The organism is Amycolatopsis acididurans (assembly GCF_012328925.1).
Classification (GTDB): domain Bacteria; phylum Actinomycetota; class Actinomycetes; order Mycobacteriales; family Pseudonocardiaceae; genus Amycolatopsis_E; species Amycolatopsis_E acididurans.
In genome coordinates this window covers 339,879-356,620 of sequence record NZ_JAAXLS010000002.1, presented here as the reverse complement: position 1 = coordinate 356,620, position 16,742 = coordinate 339,879, and the positions used below count along the sequence as shown (strand labels likewise).

At 67.7% G+C, this 16,742-nt stretch carries 16 protein-coding genes; 10 read left to right on the top strand and 6 right to left on the bottom strand.

Annotation, left to right across the window (positions count from 1 at the left end; genetic code table 11):
• Nucleotides 1-138 precede the first annotated feature (138 nt).
• Complete coding sequence (locus HFP15_RS05175) at nucleotides 139-696, top strand: TetR/AcrR family transcriptional regulator (protein ID WP_168511976.1); 558 nt, start codon at nucleotides 139-141, stop codon at nucleotides 694-696.
• Here the strand turns inward: HFP15_RS05175 and HFP15_RS05170 are convergent.
• From HFP15_RS05170 to HFP15_RS05160, 3 genes are all read right to left on the bottom strand, one after another.
• The gene (locus HFP15_RS05170) at nucleotides 691-1,806 is read right to left on the bottom strand and encodes an LLM class flavin-dependent oxidoreductase (RefSeq protein WP_168511974.1); all 1,116 of its coding nucleotides are present in this window, start codon (nucleotides 1,804-1,806) and stop codon (nucleotides 691-693) included. The two genes, HFP15_RS05175 and HFP15_RS05170, sit on opposite strands and share 6 nt — an antisense overlap.
• Nucleotides 1,807-2,173: 367 nt before the next feature.
• Nucleotides 2,174-2,983: a MarR family winged helix-turn-helix transcriptional regulator gene (locus tag HFP15_RS05165; RefSeq protein ID WP_168511972.1), complete on the bottom strand. Its 810-nt coding sequence runs from the start codon at nucleotides 2,981-2,983 to the stop codon at nucleotides 2,174-2,176.
• A 196-nt stretch (nucleotides 2,984-3,179) separates the two neighbouring features.
• Entirely contained in the window at nucleotides 3,180-3,902 is a 723-nt protein-coding gene (locus HFP15_RS05160; protein WP_168511970.1) for a class II aldolase/adducin family protein, read from the bottom strand.
• Nucleotides 3,903-4,164: 262 nt separating this feature from the next.
• On the opposite strand from HFP15_RS05160, the gene HFP15_RS05155 reads away from it, so the two are divergent.
• The 8 genes from HFP15_RS05155 to HFP15_RS05120 are packed head-to-tail and all read left to right on the top strand — an operon-like array spanning nucleotide 4,165 to nucleotide 12,794.
• Nucleotides 4,165-5,535 (top strand): aminomethyltransferase family protein, encoded by a 1,371-nt coding sequence (locus HFP15_RS05155; RefSeq protein WP_210716722.1) that lies wholly within the window; start codon nucleotides 4,165-4,167, stop codon nucleotides 5,533-5,535.
• A gap of 14 nt (nucleotides 5,536-5,549) precedes the next feature.
• Nucleotides 5,550-6,461, top strand: a complete 912-nt coding sequence (gene purU, locus HFP15_RS05150; protein WP_168511968.1) for a formyltetrahydrofolate deformylase — start codon at nucleotides 5,550-5,552, stop codon at nucleotides 6,459-6,461.
• Nucleotides 6,458-7,330 (top strand): bifunctional 5,10-methylenetetrahydrofolate dehydrogenase/5,10-methenyltetrahydrofolate cyclohydrolase, encoded by an 873-nt coding sequence (locus tag HFP15_RS05145; protein WP_168511966.1) that lies wholly within the window; start codon nucleotides 6,458-6,460, stop codon nucleotides 7,328-7,330. The genes purU and HFP15_RS05145 overlap by 4 nt, the downstream gene beginning before the upstream one ends.
• A gap of 6 nt (nucleotides 7,331-7,336) precedes the next feature.
• Entirely contained in the window at nucleotides 7,337-8,191 is an 855-nt protein-coding gene (locus HFP15_RS05140; protein WP_312871468.1) for a methylenetetrahydrofolate reductase, read from the top strand.
• Nucleotides 8,192-8,219: 28 nt separating this feature from the next.
• Nucleotides 8,220-9,293, top strand: a complete 1,074-nt coding sequence (locus tag HFP15_RS05135; RefSeq protein ID WP_168511964.1) for a cupin domain-containing protein — start codon at nucleotides 8,220-8,222, stop codon at nucleotides 9,291-9,293.
• Complete coding sequence (locus HFP15_RS05130; protein ID WP_168511962.1) at nucleotides 9,290-10,528, top strand: FAD-dependent monooxygenase; 1,239 nt, start codon at nucleotides 9,290-9,292, stop codon at nucleotides 10,526-10,528. Before HFP15_RS05135 ends, HFP15_RS05130 begins: the two co-directional genes overlap by 4 nt.
• Nucleotides 10,529-10,550: 22 nt before the next feature.
• Nucleotides 10,551-11,465, top strand: coding sequence for a fumarylacetoacetate hydrolase family protein (locus HFP15_RS05125; protein ID WP_312871467.1), 915 nt, complete (start codon nucleotides 10,551-10,553; stop codon nucleotides 11,463-11,465).
• A 33-nt stretch (nucleotides 11,466-11,498) separates the two neighbouring features.
• Entirely contained in the window at nucleotides 11,499-12,794 is a 1,296-nt protein-coding gene (locus HFP15_RS05120; RefSeq protein WP_168511960.1) for an MFS transporter, read from the top strand.
• 31 nt (nucleotides 12,795-12,825) lie between these two features.
• Here HFP15_RS05120 and HFP15_RS05115 read toward each other — a convergent pair whose 3' ends face one another.
• From HFP15_RS05115 to HFP15_RS05105, 3 genes are read right to left on the bottom strand one after another with little or no spacing between them, the layout of a single operon-like run.
• Nucleotides 12,826-13,428 carry a response regulator transcription factor gene (locus tag HFP15_RS05115; protein WP_168511959.1) on the bottom strand — a complete coding sequence of 201 codons (603 nt, stop codon included), beginning with the start codon at nucleotides 13,426-13,428 and terminating at the stop codon, nucleotides 12,826-12,828.
• The gene (locus tag HFP15_RS05110; protein ID WP_246271382.1) at nucleotides 13,422-14,519 is read right to left on the bottom strand and encodes a GAF domain-containing sensor histidine kinase; all 1,098 of its coding nucleotides are present in this window, start codon (nucleotides 14,517-14,519) and stop codon (nucleotides 13,422-13,424) included. The genes HFP15_RS05115 and HFP15_RS05110 overlap by 7 nt, the downstream gene beginning before the upstream one ends.
• 18 nt (nucleotides 14,520-14,537) lie before the next feature.
• Nucleotides 14,538-16,055 carry a class I adenylate-forming enzyme family protein gene (locus HFP15_RS05105; RefSeq protein ID WP_168511955.1) on the bottom strand — a complete coding sequence of 506 codons (1,518 nt, stop codon included), beginning with the start codon at nucleotides 16,053-16,055 and terminating at the stop codon, nucleotides 14,538-14,540.
• A gap of 235 nt (nucleotides 16,056-16,290) precedes the next feature.
• On the opposite strand from HFP15_RS05105, the gene HFP15_RS05100 reads away from it, so the two are divergent.
• On the top strand, nucleotides 16,291-16,707 hold the full coding sequence (locus HFP15_RS05100; RefSeq protein ID WP_168511953.1) for a PEP-utilizing enzyme: 417 nt from the start codon (nucleotides 16,291-16,293) through the stop codon (nucleotides 16,705-16,707).
• Nucleotides 16,708-16,742: the final 35 nt, after the last annotated feature.

The following is a 16,742-nucleotide window of genomic DNA, read 5'->3' as shown; positions in this document are numbered from 1 at the left end:
TTGCGCGTCCTTTCTGGACAATGGCGTGCACGGTGGCGAAGATCGTCCACACGTTGCCGGACAGGCTATCCATCATCAGGTTAGCGAATACCGGATAGACTGTCCACCAACGTGGCGACGACGGACAGGAGACTCGTGATGGCTTCCGGCAAGGCCTCATTTCCCACCAGGCGCGCAGCCGCGGCGCGCAACCGCGACAAGATCCTCGACGCCGCCCGAGGCGCTTTCGCCGATCCCGCCGCCGAAGTCTCCATGGCCGAGATCGCGCGGCGCGCCGGCGTCGGCATGGCGACCCTCTACCGCAATTTCCCCGGTCGCCGCGAACTCCTCGAAGCGCTCTACGCGGATGAGGTCGACGTGCTCTGCGCGGCGGCGCGGCCGGGCCACGAACCGGCCGTCGCACTCACCACCTGGTTACGCCGGCTGTTCGACTTCCTCCCGGGCAAGCGCCTGATCGTCTCGGAACTACTCGAATTCACCGACCCGGACCGCCCTTTCGTGCAGGGCGGCCGGGCCCGGGCACTCGCCGCCGGCCGGCCGTTGCTGACGGCGGCGCAAGAGGCTCACGAGATTCGTGCCGATCTCACCATCGAGCAGATCTTCGACATGATGGCGGCCATCGCCAAGATCCACGGGGACGCGGAGTACCTCGACCCGATGTTCCAGACCATGCTCGACGGCCTGCGCTGCTCATAGGTGGGCTGCCGCCGTCTTTTTCGCCGGGAGTCTCAGGCCTTCCTGCTCCAGAAGGGGCAGGATCCGCGTCTCGAGCATGTCCAGCCCGGCATCCCACTCGGGGAAGATCAGCAGGGTGCCGTCGATGCCGGATTCGGACAGCCTCGCCAGCGATGCGGCGACGGTCTCCGGGTCGCCCGTGATCGCCGCGCTTCCGCCGAGGATCCAGGAAGCCTGGAGGTCCTTGGTGCCGACGCCGTCCAAGACTGCGGTTTCGATGCCCATCGTCCGCAACATGTTCTCGACCGCCTCGTAGTCGCCGATCTCGAGGATGGTCCGCTCGAGCGCCTTCGCTTCCGCGTTCGTCGCCGCGGGGATGACGGTCACGGAGGTCCATACGGCTACCTCGCTGCCGAAATCATCCCGCGCCATATCCTTGTACGCGGCGACTTTGCGACGGTCTGCTTCATGATCCTCGCCGTCGACGATTATGAAGACCATGTCGGCGTACTCGGCCGCGAACCGCTGGCCCCGGCCCGAGGTTCCGGCGTTCATGATCGGCGGGCGCGGGTTCTGCAGTGGCTTTGGTTTGCACAGTGCTTTCCGCATTGTGAAGAATTCGCCGTCGAAATCGAACTCCTCGTCTTCGGTCCAGAGTCGCCGCAGGATTTTGACCCATTCCTCGCCGAGTTCGTAGCGCCGGTCGTGCTCGAGCATGTCGTGTCCGAACATCTCCAGTTCGGGCCGGTACCATCCGCCGACCACGTTGACACCGGCCCGGCCGCCGGAAATATGGTCGATCGTCATGAGCTGCTTCGCAGCTACGGCCGGATGTATTGTCGGCATGTGAATGGTTGACATCACTCTGATCTGCTCGGTGGCCGCACCGAGGCCGGCGGCCCAGCAGAGCGTGTCGTAGCAGACTCCACCGTAGTCGGTAAAGCCTCCGTAGCCCTTCCAGCGGGCGACGGGAACCAAGGCCTCGAGCCCCATTCGATCGGCTTTCCGGCCCAGGCGCAGCACATTGTCCCAGGAAAGCTTCAGGCCGCCGGGAAGGTCGGCCATGGTGGCACCGTAATGCAGGTTCAGGCCGAACAGGCCCAGCTGCAGACGATTCTCCGCTGAATTCATTGGCACTACCTCTGCTTATTGTGAATGAACTGTTCGAAGCATCGAGATCTGATTGCTGATGTCCGACTGTCGCGCATTCAGCCCGGGGCTGTCTCCTGCGGTCGCGGAATAGAGCGACTGTACGTACGTGCAGTCCGACGGTCAAGCCTGTGGAAGGATGGTTCTCAGGGAAGCGGCCGGGTCCGGGACGACCTGGCTTCGCCCGAGCGGCTTGCGGAGTTGTCTGCGGGCATCGACGACCTCCGAGCGAGTGACGCCGGAGCCCTGGCCCTTTCGATCTATGTCCTGACGGCCGATTCGCAGAACGACACGGGCTGAAGAGCCGGAATCTCAGGCTGTTCCGCCCACAGCGGTATGCCCTGGGGGATCAGGTCGCGGCTTCCGGCGGATTGCCCTCGAAAGCCATCCGGGACAGATCGCGGAGGAATCCGGTCCGGGCTGCCGGGCTGAGGGGCTCGAGCAGTCGCTGCTGGACGAGCTCGATCCGGGGGTGAACGTCATCCAGCCACTGGGCCGCGGCCTTCGACAGGGAGAGGATCCGGCCCCGTCCGTCCGCGGGATCTTTATCCCGATCCAGCCAGCCCCGGCGGACGAGACGGTTGGCGATGTCGGTCGTGCTGTTCTTGTCGAGGGCCGCCAGTTCGCCGAGTCGTGTCTGGTTGATGCGCGGCCACCGCGCCGCGACGTGCAGCACTGCGTACTGAGGACCCGTGAGGCGGCCCTCCATGATCTCGGCCCAGTAGGTGGTGTGGACCTGCTGGGCACAGCGGATCAGGTGGCCCGGCGCGGCGAGTTCCACCACCGGGTACACGCTCTGCCGGCTGCCGGCGAGTTCGCTGGTCGTGCGCCGCGCGACCGCGACGAGTTCTTGGACGAAGGCCTTTCGCCGCGTTTTCGGCAATGGAGCCAGCAGAGCGTCCTGTACTGCGCTGACCTGGGGCGTGATGGACGACAGTGCGATCGACGCCGCAGGCGTCAACGACAGCGTGTAGCGGCGCGCGTCCTCCTGACTCCGTTCGCGTTGGATCCACGCTTTGCGGACGAGGCGAGCCACGACATCGGCGGCAGATGACTTGTCCAGGGACGCGAGTCTCGCGACGCGCTGTTGATCGGCGTCCGGGAAAGCCGCGAGTGTGGAAAGCACCGCGTACTGGGGCCCGGTCAAGTCGCCTGGCACCAGTGTGCTCCACAGTGCGTTGTGTACCGTCTGGCTTCGCCGGATGAGGTAGCCCGGAATCGACACCAATGGCGGGACCAAGGACTCGGTGTCCGCCGTTGAGCGGTCAAGACGGCCGACGGTCAACAAGCACTCCTCTCGGGCGACAACCGGCAGCTTACCAAAAATGTTCCGTACACATACGATCGGGCGGGACTCATGTTGCCATCGGGGCGGCTTTCGCGCGCCGTACGAGGTATTCGTAGCCGGCCTGGAGCTGGGACTCCACCCATAGGCCCGCACGTTTTGCCGCGACTTCAGCGTCACCGGACCAGCGGCGCGGGCCGCCCGCCGCCATCGCGTGGAGCTGCACCCGGCAGGCTCGGTCGAGCAGTGCCGCGTGCATCACGGCAGAGGCCAAGGACGGGCCGACGGTCACGAGTCCGTGTCCCGGGATGAGGCAACCGTTGTTGCCGCCAAGGCATGACGCGAGCTCTTCACCGAGTGCGGGCGTGGAGATCAAGTTCCCGGTCTTGGTGAACCGGGGTATGTCCGGGTCCAGGAACGGAATGGCGTCGTGGGTCAGCGGGCGCAAAGGCTCGTCCAGTGAGGCGAACGCGGCGGCGGCGATCGCATGAGTGTGCACGACGGCGCCGACATCTGCCCGCGCGGCCAGAATTTCGGTGTGGATGCAGTACTCGAGGTGTCGTCGACCTGTTCCCGCGCGCACCGAGCCCGCGCGGTCGACCACGACCAGATCCTCGGCATCTACCTCTTCGAAGCCGAGCCCGGACGCCTTCATGAGTGCGCAGCCGCCGGCGACCCCGAGGGCGACGTGCCCCCAGACGAGATCCGATTGTCCTGCCGCGGCGAGTGCCCAGTTCGCTTCGGTGACCGCACGGAGTTCCTCCGCGGTCGCGAACGCCTCGAATCCCGTCACGTCGTCACTGCTTTCTGGCCGGGCCAAGTAGTACGTGTTCGTAGGGATCGAATGTAGGAGCGTCCGCGGACGGTGTCAACGCGGCCAGGGTGGAGAAAGTCGGTACACGTACTAGCTTGCCCCGGCCGGTTAGTACGTATACGGTCTAAATCCACTGAGGCGATGCAGCTGCCGCACCCGGCCGATGCTTGCGTGGCCGCGCCACGACGCCGGTGTGTGCTGAAAGCCAAGTCCATCCCATCGATACAGGAACAGAGACACAGTGACGCCACCCGAAAGCCTTCAAGTCAAGCTGACCAGGATCGGCGACGCCGTGCGCATGCTGCGCGACTCGCCGACCAAGCGGTTCCGGTTCGACTATCCCGACATGTACACCAACTGGCAGGACGAACAGCGCGGATGGACGAGGACCGCGACTCTGTTCGACCAGTCGCACCACATGACCGACGTCTACTTCGAAGGGCCGGACGTCGACCGGCTGCTCGAGGAGACGGGCACCAACAGCTTCAAGACATGGGCTCCGGACAAGGCCAAGCACTTCGTGGCCTGCACCGAAGAAGGCAAGATGATCGGCACAGCCGTCCTTTTCGGACTTGAACCCAACCGGGTGAACGTCGTGGGCCCGACCGCCACGGCCAACTGGTTGCAGTACCGCGCTGAAAAGGCGGGCTACGACATCGAAGTTCTGCGCGACGAGCGCACGGCAGACCAGCCGCCGGGTGGTCGCCGCAGGACGTTCCGGTTCGAGATCGAGGGGCCGCACACACCGAAGATCCTCGAGAAGGTCAACGGTGGTCCGCTGGAGCAGGTCCGGTTCTTCGGGATGACCAGGTTTTCGATCGGTGGCCGCCCGGTCCGCGCACTGGCCCACACCATGGCCGGCGTGCCCGGGTCGGAGTCGATGGGCTACGAGATCTGGGGCCCGGTCGAGGACGGGAAAGCTTGCTGGCAGGCCCTGCTCGAAGCAGGCGAAGAGTTCGGCTTGGTCCTGGGGGGTGCACTGGCGTACTACACCGGTGGGATCGAGTCGGGGTACGCCGCTCAGCCCACCCCGGCGATCTACTCTTCGCCGGCGCTGAAGTCCTACCGCGAATGGCTTCCCGGCAACGGCTACGAAGGCAAGCTCTCAATCGGTGGCAGCTTCTGCTCCACCGACATCGAGGACTACTACGTGTCCCCGTACGAGTTCGGCTACGGCCACCTGGTGAAGTTCGACCACGATTTCGTCGGCCGGGACGCGCTCGAGGAACTGGCCGCGCGGCCGCGTCGCAAGAAGGTCTGGCTGCGGTGGAACGACGAGGACGTGAAATGGATCTACGGCAGCAGCCTCTTCGACGGCGAGAAGCGCGCCAAGCACCTCGAGACCCCCCTGGCCCGGTACGCGCGCGTCGAACTCGACGTGGTGCTGAGCGGCGAGCGGCAGATCGGTGTGTCGACCCTGCGCGCCTACACCGTGAACGTCGGGTGCTGGCTGTCGGTCGCGTTTCTCGATGAAGACGCGGCCGTGGACGGAGCAGAGGTGACGCTGGTCTGGGGCGAGGAAAACGGCGGAACCGCGAAGGGCAGCGTCGAACGTCACGTGCAGACCGAAGTGCGGGCCACCGTGCACACCAAGCCGTTACCGCAGCGCTGAACCCGGGAGGATTGATGAGCGCGACAGCCCAAGTGGACCGTCCCCGCCCGGACAGCGGGACGCGAGGCAACGCGAACGTGGGGCGGCTGGTGGTCGAAGGGCAGGACCGGCCGGGAATCGTCTCGGCGGTGTCGGCTGTGCTGACCGGTCAGGGTGCCAACATCCTGTCCTTGGATCAGTATTCGTCCGGAGCTTCCGCTGGATTTTTCTTCCAGCGCACGGTCTTCGACCTCCCGGACTTCGCCGCCCGTCGTCCCGCGCTCGAATCGGCGCTGGCGGCACAGATCGGTGACGAGCTCGGACTGGCGTTCCGCGTGCATCAGGTATGCAAGCCGAAGCGCGTTGCGATTTTCGCGTCGAGGGCCGACCATTGCGTCCTCGATCTCCTGTGGCGGCACCGTCGCGGTGAACTGGACATCGACGTCGTGTGCGTGATCTCGAATCACCCGGATCTGGCGGACGACGTGCGGCAGTTCTCTGTTCCCTACCTGCACGTACCGGTGGGCTCCGACAAACGCAGTGCCGAGCAGGAGCACCTCAAGCTCCTTCGCGGCAACGTGGACCTGGTTGTCCTCGCCCGGTACATGCAGATCCTGTCCGAGGAGTTCCTCGACGAGGTCGGTGTGCCGGTCATCAACATCCATCATTCCTTCCTCCCCGCCTTCATCGGCGCCGCTCCGTACAAGAAGGCCAAGGAACGCGGCGTGAAGCTGGTGGGCGCGACGGCGCATTACGTCACGAAGGACCTGGACGAGGGCCCGATCATCGAGCAGGACGTCGTCCGTGTGACCCATGCCGAAACCGCGGCCGAGCTCGCGCAGCACGGTGCCGATGTCGAGCGGCTCGTGCTGGCGCGCGCGGTGAAGTGGCACTGTGAAGACCGGGTGATCCGGCACGGTAACCAGACGGTGGTGTTCTCCAGGTGACCGCCGAGCTGATGGACGGGCGAGTCGTCGCGAAGTCCGTGCGCGCCGAGACCGCACGGCGGGCCACGGCGTTTCGCGAAAGGACCGGAACCGCGCCCGGGCTCGCGACCGTGCTGGTGGGGGAGGACCCGGCGAGCAAGGTCTACGTGGCGAACAAACGCAAAAGCGCCACGGCGGCGGGAATCGCGGACTTCCACCGGCAACTTCCGGAAACCTCGGGCGAGGAGGAGATCGCCGAGGTACTCGAAACCTTGGCCGCCGATCCCGCCGTGTCGGGCATCCTGCTCCAGCTTCCGTTGCCCGGTGGTGCGGATCCGGGTGACCTGATCGAGCTCATCCCGGCGACGAAAGACGTCGACGGCCTCACCACCGCGAGCCAAGGGCTGCTCGCCCGGAACCAACCCGGGCTGCGGCCGTGCACGCCGTCCGGGGTCGTCCGGCTCCTCCAGGAGCCGGGAATTCCCCTCACCGGTGCGGAGGCCGTCGTCGTCGGCAGGTCCGAGCTCGTCGGCCGACCGATGGCGCAACTGCTCCTGCACGAGGACGCCACGGTCACGATGGCGCATTCACGCACCCGGAACCTCGCGGATGTCACACGACGTGCGGACGTGCTGATCGCGGCGGCCGGAGTACCGGGGTTGATCGGGCCGCAGCATGTCAAGGAGGGCGCGACGGTCGTCGACGTCGGCATCCACCGCACCGCGGCGGGGCTGGTGGGCGATGTGCGAACCACGGAAGTGGCGGGACGCGCGAGCCGGCTCACTCCTGTGCCAGGCGGTGTCGGGCCGATGACGATCGCCATGCTGCTCGCGAACACCGTCACGGCCGCGGAGATGCAGTACCCCGATTCGACCGCGGAAGGGCGGTGAGGCCCGGTGGACGAACCAGGCGACGACCGGAGACGTGCGGTGGCCGCGGCCGCCGAGGACATGGGCTACGAGGTGATGCCGTTCAAGGGCACGCGTGAGAACGTGCTGCGGCACGTTCCGCGGACCGTACCGCTGACGGTGACGGCATCGCCGCAGAAAGGACTGTCGGCCACCGTGAAGCTTGCCGCCGAGCTGGCCGGGGCCGGCTACCGGGTGGCGCCGCACCTTTCCGCCCGGCTGACACGTGACAAGGCCGAGCTGCAGGATTTCCTGGGAATTCTCAGTGCCGCGGGCATCTCGAGCCTCTTCGTCGTCGGCGGCGACGGCGACGACTGCGGTGCCTACAAGACGGCACACGAACTCCTCGTCGACATCCATGAGTCCGGTTTCGTGTTCGGCGACATCGGAATCGCCGGGTACCCGGAAGGCCACCCCCTCATCGGCGAACCGGATCTCACCCGGGCACTGTCGGACAAGGCACCCTTGGCACACCACATCACGACTCAGATGTGCTTCGACATCAAGCGCATCCGGTCGTGGGCGGCCGCACTACCGGAGCGCGGGGTGCACTTGCCGGTGCGCATCGGAATTCCCGGCGCGGTGAGCCGGCAGAAGCTGATGCGCATCGCGGGAGCCATCGGCCTCGGGGATTCCGCGCGGTTCCTCCGGAAGCAGCAGCAACTGTTGTGGAGATTTTTCCTGCCTGGCGGCTACAACCCGGGCAAGATCGTCCGCTCTGTCGCCGCCGACATCGGGAGGTCACCGAACATCGCGGGATTCCACGTCTTCACCTTCAACGACCTCGGCGGAACCGAACGGTGGCGGCAGAGCCTGCTTCGGCGAGCACCGGCGACCCCCTGACCATCCAGTCGATCTCGATCGGAGTGACATGGCAACACCGAAGTTCGGCGCCGCCGACCCGGACCTGGCGGCTCTCTACGAGCGCCTGTCCGAGACGTCGCTGCAGCCACTGTGGGAACTCCGCGGGCTCCTGACGCCTGAGCCCGTCGTGCGGAGCGTCCCGCACCGATGGGCGGGTAAAGAGCTCCGGGAGCTGGGCGCCAAGGCGGGTGAGCTGATCCCCGTGGACCGGGGCGGAGACCGGCGCGTGCTCGCCTGCGCCAACCCCGGGCTCGACGGCGCGCCCTACGCGGTGTCGACCCTCTGGGCGGCGGTCCAGTACCTGCGGGGGCACGAGGTCGCCCCGGCGCACCGCCACACACCTGCGGCGTTGCGGTTCATCGTCGAAGGTGAGGGCGTATGGACGCTCGTCGACGGCGACCCCCTTCACATGGGCACGGGCGACCTCGTGCTCACTCCGAGCTGGACGTTCCACGAACACCACAATCCGGGTCCCGATCCGATGATCTGGATGGACGTCCTGGACCTGCCGGTCGTCGCGGCCCTCGACGCGGTTTTCTTCGAAGAAGGCCCGTCGGAGCAGGCAGCGCGGACGACGGCTCCGCTCTCGTCGTCCGAGGCGTGGTACGCGGGCGGAGCCGGGCTCGTTCCCGTTGGCGGGCCCGGCCTCCCCTCCCACCGGTCACCTCTGCTGGCCTACCGGTGGGCCGACACCGAGCTCGCCCTGGAGCGGCAGATGAGCGCCCGGGAAAGCGGGTACGCACGGCTCCGCTACACCGACCCGGTTCGTGGCGGCGATGTGATGCCCACGATGCGCTGCGAGGTCGAGCGGGTCCGGCCCGGCACGACTACGCCGACGACTCGCCAGACCGGCGGGCAGGTGGCGTGTGTGCTGCACGGAACCGCGCAGATCAAGCTCGGCGCCGGCGATGCGGTTCAGGTCTTCGACGTGGAGCCGGGCGACATTGTCGCGATCCCCTCGTGGACGCCTCGGGCGATTACCGCCGGTACCCAGCTCGACTTGTTCACCACCAGCGATGCGCCAGTGCTCGAAGCGCTGGGCCTGCTGCGTGTTGAAACCGCTCTGAAGGAGTCCGCATGAGCACGACGAGGTACCCGGTTCTCGTGGTCGGTGGGGGGATCGGCGGCTTGTCCGCGGCGTTGTCCGTCGCGCGGCATGGCCGGCGTGTCCACGTCCTCGAACGAGCCGAGGAGTTCGCGGAGATCGGCGCCGGCCTTCAGTTCGGCCCGAACGCCAGCCGGGCGCTGGCCGCCCTCGATGTGTTCGAGGACATCCGTGCGCTCGCGGTCGCTCCACGCCGGGCGGTGATGCGTGACGCCGTGAGCGGCGAGGTGCTGACGACGCTCGACCTCGGTCCGGGCTTCGAACGTCGCTTCGGCTACCCCTACCTGGTCCTGCACCGAAGCGACCTGCTCGACGCGCTGGCGGCCAGGTGCCGGGAGCACGAACTCGTCAGCCTGGAGAACCGGCGGACGGTAGTCGGAGCCGAGGTTCGCGCCGATGGGGCCGCCGTCGTCTGCGGCGACGGCTCGGTCTACGAGGCGGAAGCGTTGATAGCGGCGGATGGTCTGCACTCGACGCTGCGTGAGAAGGTCATCAGGGACACCGCGGTGTGCAGTGGGTACGCCGCGTACCGCTGCGCGGTGCCGATGGCGGAGGCGGGAGGTTCCCTCGCGCCGGACGAGGTCGGGCTGTGGGTCGGCCCCGGCATTCATGTCATCCAGTACCCGCTGCGGGGCGGCGAGCTGTGCAACCAGGTGGCGGTGTTCCGCAGCGATCGATTCCACAAAGGACACACTGGTCCGGGCGACTGGGGAACCGTCGACGAACTCGACGAAGCGTTCGCGAACGCCTGCGATCCGGTTCGCACTGCCGTAAGCAGGCTCGACCGCGAACGGTATTGGCCGATGTACGACCGGAGCCCGGCCGACACGTGGATCGCCGGCCGGCTGCTGCTCACCGGCGACGCGGCCCATCCTATGTTGCAGTACCTCGGCCAGGGTGCGTGCCAGGCGCTCGAGGACGCCGTCGAGCTCGGCTACCGGCTCGGGCGCCACCCCGGCGACGTCGACCGGGCGTATCGCGAATTCCAGGACGCTCGTCTGCCCCGCACGTCGCTGTGCCAGACCAGGGCCAGGCCGTGGGGCGAACTGTGGCACACCGACGACCCACTCGTCATCGGCCTGCGGAACAGGTTCTTCGCCCGCCGGGAGCCTGACGATTACAGCGACATCGACTGGCTGTACGCGGCGGCCGCGCCGGGCACAGCGGCTCCGGGGCTGGCCGCACCGTCGGATTCGGCCACCGTTTTCTGAATCGGCCCGTTAAGGAGTTCTCGTGCGTTATCTCAGTTTCCGTGACGCCGCCGGCCGTGTCCGCGCGGGCGTGCGTCGCGGGCCCGACCACAAGATCCGCGACGTCACCGGCTTGCTGCCGGCCGGCCACGGCAGCCCGATGCGGCGACTGATCGAGGCGGCCGGCTCGGGTGCCGATCTCGACCAGCTCGTACGACGCGCGCCCGAAGTGGACGTCTCGTCCGTCGTGCTGCTCCCCGCGGTGCCCGACCCCTCCAAGATCGTGGCGGCCCCCGTCAACTACCGGAACCACCAAGCGGAAATGAACGAGGCGAGCCACATCGACTCGCTCGGTGTCTTCCTCAAAGCGCCGTCGTCGGTGCTCGCCGACGGGGGTGTGGTGCGGCTGCCCTATACCGACCGGCGGTTCGACCAGGAAGGCGAGTTGGCCGCGGTGATCGGCCGTCGCGCACGCGACGTCCCCGAGGAGAAGGCGCTCGAGTGCGTGTTCGGCTACACCTGCTTGCTCGACATGACGATGCGGGGCGGCGAAGACCGCTCCGTGCGCAAGTCGTTCGACACCTTCACGCCGCTGGGACCGGCGATCGTCTCGCGGCAGGACGTGCCACCGATCGACGAACTCGAGCTTCACCTGTGGGTCAACGGAAAACTCCGCCAGCGGGCCGACCTCAAAGACCTCATCTGGGGCGTGGCCAAGCTCGTCTCGTACGTGTCCACGGTGATGACACTGAATCCGGGCGACATCGTGAGCACCGGTACGCCGGAGGGTGTCGGCGAAGTCCACGACGGCGACCGGATCGAAATGCGGGTGACCGGGCTCGACCTCCTCACCGCCTCGGTGTCCGCGACAGGTGCGACCGTCTGCCCCACCCGCGGCGCGGGTCGTGGCCCCACGCCCCCCACGGCGCTGACCGCCGTGCGCGAGCGGCAGCGTTGATTCCGGCTTTCACTCTCGGGTAAGGGGATTCGAATGAGTGCTCAGGTGACGCCGGCGTCGTCGTCCCTGCGAAACAAATCGAAGGATCGGACGCGCGCGGCGATCGTCGTGGTGCTGACCGTCGCCTTGATGATGATCAACTGGGCGGACAAGTCGGCGCTCGGACTGGTCTCCGTGCCGTTGATGAGCGAGTTCGGCATCAGCCCCGAGGGCTTCGGGCTCCTGGGCAGCGGCTACTTCTTCACCTATTCGGCCTCGGCGATCCTCTTCGGCTGGATCGCGACACGAGTCCGGGTGAACAGGATCCTGCTGGTGGTCGCTCTGATGTGGGCGATCTGCATGCTGCCCGTCGCGCTCGCCCCGGCGTTCTCGGTGGTCTTGTTCAGCCGCATCGGGCTCGGTTTCGCCGAGGCTCCCGCGACGCCGCTCGGGAACTTCGCGGTGCAGTCGTGGTTTCCCGATGAGCGCAGGACCGTCCCGGCCACACTGGTGATGATCGGTTCCCCGTTGGGAGTGCTGCTCGCCGGGCCAGGGCTGACGTTCCTCATGGTGCGGTTCGGCTGGCAATCCGTCTTCCTGGCGTTGGCCGTTATCGGGGTCGCCTGGTGCGTCCTGTGGGCGTTCGCCGGCGGCGAGGGCCCGTACTCCGGCCGTAGCGGTTCCGGTGAGTCGCTTTCCTGGCGTCGTGTGGCGAGCGGTTTCGGCAAGCTGGTGATCAACCGGTCCTGGTTGTTGTGTACGGCAGTCTGCTTCGCCGCCTACTGGACTGCCACGTTGTCCACGACCTGGATGGCCGCGTTCTTCACGAAGGCGCTCGGTTTTTCCACCGCGACGACCGGCTGGCTTCTGGCTGTGTCACCGGGGATCTCCATCGTCGTCATGCTGGCGTGGAGTGCGCTGAGCGCGTTGCTGATCCGCCGCGGTGTCGGGACCAGGTGGAGCCGGGGATTCCTGGTGGGTGCGACGTCGGTCGCCGGCGGCGCGCTCGTCGTCATCGGGGCGACAGTGAACGGGCCGGTGGCCGTCGTTGTGCTGGTCGCCATCGGAGCCGCGCTCGCACAGCCCATCTTTCCGATCGGCTTCGTGCTCGCCGCGGAGGTCGCGCCGGCGTCGTTCCGCGCGCTGTCGGTGAGCTTGTTCGCCGCGCTGTCGACCTTGGCGGGAATCATCGCCCCGGCGGTCACCGGCGCGCTCGTCGGGTCCGGCGGCGCTCACGGCTACCGGATCGCGTTCCTCGTCGCGGGGGTCGTGTCGCTGGCGGCCGGCGCACTCAGCGCAGCCGGGATCAACCCGGCACGCGACGCCGATCAACCACGCGAGCAGCGATGATCCTCACGCGCCGCCCGCCGACCCGAGTCGCTCAGAGCAGGCCGTGGGTGCGGGCGTTGGTGATGAGCTGGGCGCGGTTGCGTGCGCCGAGTTTGTGCATCACGTTGTGCAGGTAGGTCTTGACGGTGTTGAGGGACAGGCCGAGCCGTTCGCCGATTTCGGGGTTGGTGTGGCCGGCGGCGACCAGGCGCAGCACGTCGTATTCGCGCCGTGTGACCGGTGCCTGTCTGGCGGGGTTGGCGGCCGGGTAACTGCCCGTGCGCGCGACTTGGAGCAGGGCGTCGTGGATGGTGGTGCCGGAGGCGTCTTTGACGAGCAGGCCGCAGGCGCCGGCGGCGAGGGTGGGGGCGACCGAGGCGTGGTCGGGGAACGCGGTGAAGAGCAGGATCCGGCTGTGCGGGCTCGCGGCGCGGATGCCGGGTACGACGTCGGCGGCCAGTGCGTCGGGCAGGCGGAGGTCGAGCAGGACGATGTCGGGTTGCTCGCGGGCACAGCCGGTGAGCGCGTCGGCGGCGGTCGCGGCGTGCCCGAGAACGGCTATGTCGCGGTGCCGGGCGAGCTGAAGGGCCACTCCGTCGCGCACAACGGGATGGTCGTCGACGACGAACACCCCGATGCGCTGCCGGGTCAGCATGGCAGCTCGATCCGGACCATGGTGCCGCCCTGGGGATCGGACGACAGGTGCAGCGCTCCGCCGACCCGGGCGACGGCGTCGCCGGTCGTGGTGAGGCCGAGTCCGGGAGCGTGCGCGGTGGGCAGACCGGTTCCGTCGTCGGTGACCGCGACGGTGATCCCGCCCGCCTGGTGCCTGCTGATCGTGACGACGACCGCGGAGGCCTGCGCGTGCTTCTCGATGTTGAGCAGCGCTTCGCGGACCGCGGCGACCAGGACCTCGGTGCGGGAAGGGGGGAGGTCGGGCGGATCATCGAGGATGATCAGCTCGGCCGGGACGCCGGTGCGGTCACTGAACGCGGCACAGTCGCCCTGCAAGGTGACGGACAGGGCCAGCGCCGATGGTGAAGCATGCAGGGCACGCAGCGAGTCGCGGAGCGCCATGGAGGCCTGCGCGGTCTGCTGCCGCAGCCGTTCGAGTCCTGCCGCCAGTTCAGGATCTCCCTCGGCCGTCTCGGTGAGACCGGTGACGCTGGAGCCGATCGCGAACAGTAACGCTCCGACGGTGTCGTGGAGCTGGGCGGCCAGCCGGCTGCGTTCCTCGTACACCGCGACCTCCCTGGCGAGGCGGGCGCGTTCGGCCACGGCGACGGCGAGGGCGACCCGGTCGGCCACGTCGTTCGCGCGCGCCACGGCGCGGTCGCCGAAGACGCCGTCGTCGCGTGCGCCGACCGCCAGTACCCCGAGAACCTGGTCGTCCCACACGACGGGCACGGCCAGCAGCCGGGTGACGCGCTCGGCCTGGATTTGCTCGTCGAAGGTGTGGGTGATGGTGGACGCGCGGAAGTAGTCGTCGACCCAGCTGGGCAGCGCCGACTGGTGGACCTTTCCGGTGAGGCCGAGGCCCGATGGCACACGAAGATTACGGAGCTGGCCGGTGAGGTCGCCGCGCGTGTGCCGCAACATGACCGTGCCGGCTCCGTCGGGTTCGCCGATCCACGCGATCTGGCCATCGCTGGTGACCAGCTCCAACGCGTCGCGCAGGGCCGCGTCGCGGTCCAGCAGCGTGAGAAGGTCGCGGTGTTGCGCGGCCAGCCGGTGCAGGTCGTCCATCATTCCCTCGCGCGGTGGTCAGGGGGTGAACTGTTTGATCAGCTCCCTGCGCATCAGCTTCCCGGTCGAGGTCGTGGGGAGAGCATCCACGAATCTGACGAGCCGGGGGCGCTTGTAGGCGGCGAGCCGCGGTGCCGTGTAGGCGATGAGCTCCTCCTCGGTCACTGAGGCGCCCTGGGCGAGTACGACGTAGGCGCAGGCGAGTTCGCCCTTGACGTCATCGGGCACCGGGCCGACCGCGACCAGTGCGACCGCGGGGTGAGCCGCGACCACGCGCTCGATTTCGGCCGGATAGACATTGTAACCACCGGTGATGATCATGTCCTTGCGCCGATCGACGACGAAAACGTGCCCGGTCTCGTCCATCGTGGCGATGTCGCCGGTGTGCAGCCAGCCATCGGGTTCGATTGTCCTGGCGGTGGCTTCGGGGTTGTTGTGGTAGCCGAGCATGACGATCGGTCCGCGCACCATCAGCTCCCCGGGCTCACCATGCGGAGCGTCTCGGCGGACATCGTCGAGGTCGGCGATCCGGATCTCGACGCCGGGCAGGGACACTCCGATCGAGCCGGGCAGCGGCGGTGCGTGCAACGCGTGAGTCGTGCCGAGCCCGGAGATCTCGGTCATGCCCCACAGCTCGATCAGCGGGGCACCGGAGCGCTCCTGCCAGCGTTCGATCGTCGAGGTGGGAATGGTCTGGCCACCGACCGTGCAGCGGGTGAGCGAGCACAGATCGGCGGTGTCGAGTTCGGGCGCGGCCAGCAGCATGGAGTACATGGCGGGCACACCCTCGAACAGGGTGGCCCCGTGCTCGCCGATCAGCCGCAGCGCGTCGGCGGGGGCGAAGCGTTCCATGAGGACGACGGTGCCGCCGGCCAGGAACGTGCCGTTGATGGCGACGTTGCCGTAAACGTGCGGCGCCGGCAGCGCGGTCACCACGATGTCGTGCTCGGTCCGGCCATGCATGGTGGCGGTCAGCGCGCAGTTGAGCAGGACCGCACGGTGGCTCTGCACGGCCCCCTTCGGATGCCCGGTGGTGCCCGAGGTATAGCCGATCGTGCAGGGCTCCTCGGGAACCGGCGTGATCTCGGGAGCCGGGCCCGTGCTCGCCAGGAGTTCGTCGAACGCCAGTGCGCCCTCGACAGGGCCCCCGAAGGACACGACGGTGTGCAGCGCGGGCAGGTGCCGGGTCAGTTCGACCACGCGCCCGGCCTGTTCGGCGCTCGTGCACACCGCCGCCGCGCCGCAGTCCTGGAGGACGAACGCCAGCTCCTCGGCGGTGAGCATGACGTTGACCGGATTGACGACGGCGCCGGCACGCAATGCGCCGTGGTAGGCCACGATCCACTCCCACCGGTTCTGCGCGTACAACGACACCGGCTGGCCGGGCCGCACGCCTCGTCCTGCGAGCCCCGCGGCGAAGCGTTGACTGAGCTCGTCCAGCTCGGAGAACGTCAACGTCCGTGTCGCGGTGACGAGCGCGCTCTTATCCCCGAAACGGGTGGCTGCGACGCGAAGAATGTCTCCCGGACCTCTCACTGTGACCTCCTCATCGAAGTGGGCCAAGAAGAGCGCATCGCGCCCGGTTGCGGCACACCCGAATGGGCGGGGCGCGAACGCTGTCGCGCGCCTACCGTCGAGGCCGTGTACTGCTGTTTGTCCCGTGCGGACATCCGCCAGGGCGACTTTTGTCCACGTATGCCATCGGCGACGACCGCGCCGGGCGGCACTGTGACGGGGGCGACACCACCACCATCAGTTCAAGGAGGAACGAATGGGCGAGGTCCTGGCCGAGGGCTATAACGTCTTCGACACAGCGAAGTCACCGAGCGGCACGGTCAAATATCTGTCGTCGCCGGCCGACGTCATCCAGCTGATCCAGTCCGGCAAGCTCAAGGAGCACATCCTGCTCGTTCGTGGCGGCACCACGACGTTTCTCGCGCCGGCACTGAGCATGGGCGCGATCGGCGTGATCACCATGTCCGGCGCCCCCGAGTCCCATCTGGGCATCCTCTCCCGCGAGTTCCAGACGCCGTGCGTGATGACCGCGCACCTCACCGCGAGCGAGTCCCGGTACGTCGTGGGCGACACCGACGAGTCGCATTTCGAGGAGATCGCGAAGGAGCTGGACGGCCGGCGGGTGCGGCTGGACTGCACCGACCACGAGATTGGCCGCGTGGTCGCGGACTGATTCCCTCATCGAGCCAGTTTCGCCTCTTCATCGAC